This window comes from Candidatus Omnitrophota bacterium, from assembly GCA_030695905.1.
GTDB lineage: Bacteria > Omnitrophota > Gorgyraeia > 2-01-FULL-45-10 > 2-01-FULL-45-10 > CAZHPY01.
In genome coordinates, this window is the sequence record JAUYOL010000009.1 from 1 (window position 1) to 1044 (window position 1044).

Sequence of the window (1044 nt, forward strand, 5' to 3'; positions counted from 1 at the left end):
ATGGTTAAGCCTGTCTTCAGTGACAATACCCTTAATAGTTCCACTATATCTATACCTTTAAGGTCTAAGGATATCTTACCATCGGTATCGCTGACCTTTGGCTGGGACTGGGTCTGTATTTGAGAGGGGTCCTGCTCCTGCCCTTCTTGCGTATACACGGTATATACAGGATAAAATATGATAGATCCGGTTAAAACGATCAGAAATAGCATCACCGGAAAATATTTATTCATCATACACCTAAAAGTTTCTTTCTTATAAGATTTAACGGATACCCTTCCTGCGAAAGGCGCGTTATCTCTTCGAGCCGGCGCTTCACTTCACCCTCATCATATATTCGCTGATTTCCATTCTTGCCCAAAAGCGGTAATAGTCCTATGGTGGTATAGTAATTCAGGGTAGGGTATCTTATGTTGAACTTTTTGACGATATCTTGCGCGGAGATCTTCTTCATATGTATATATAACGGCCTATAAGCTACGTATTAATGTAGTTTCAGTAACTACTGCAACTGTTAAATATGTTAAAAGTATAGCATAATATTGCGCTTTAAGCAAATCTTTCTGTCTACCCTATAGGCGGACTTCGGCAGCCGCGCCCTCACCCTTATGATATAAAACTTCCCTGTCTCTCTAATGTATTGATAGCGGGGCCTGCCGCTTTGAGGACTTTTGCTTCTACAGGCTCGCATAGACTCTATGAATAGCCCGCCAGGATTAACAACGCATCCGGCTATATAAAGCATATACGTGATGGTCAATATGGAATCCTATAGCGGCGGTCTATTCCTATATGCCATGCTCGCCTAATATCCAAAAGTCCTCAAAGCGTCACCCGCAATTGATATCTATAACGAGACAGGGAAGTTTTATACGGTATGAGTTGATAATAAACCTAAGCCTGCGGTTATGGGAAGCACAATAAAAATGTTAGGTCTTTTGTGATGACGAAAAACGGTTAAAAAGGGCCGAGGATGTTCGCCTTCGTTTTAAACTTAGGCGATCCCGCCGCTTTTTGGCGGGATGAGGCCCCGTTTAGGGGCCG

At 42.7% G+C, this 1044-nt stretch carries 2 protein-coding genes; both read right to left on the minus strand.

Annotated features, from left to right (window positions below; all coding sequences use genetic code 11):
* On the minus strand, positions 1-236 hold a 236-nt coding region (locus Q8R38_01770; protein MDP3790754.1), incomplete at its 3' end, for a hypothetical protein.
* Positions 233-454, minus strand: a complete 222-nt coding sequence (locus Q8R38_01775; GenBank protein ID MDP3790755.1) for a MerR family transcriptional regulator — start codon at positions 452-454, stop codon at positions 233-235. The genes Q8R38_01775 and Q8R38_01770, both read right to left, overlap by 4 nt.
* Between the last annotated feature and the right edge of the window lie 590 nt (positions 455-1044).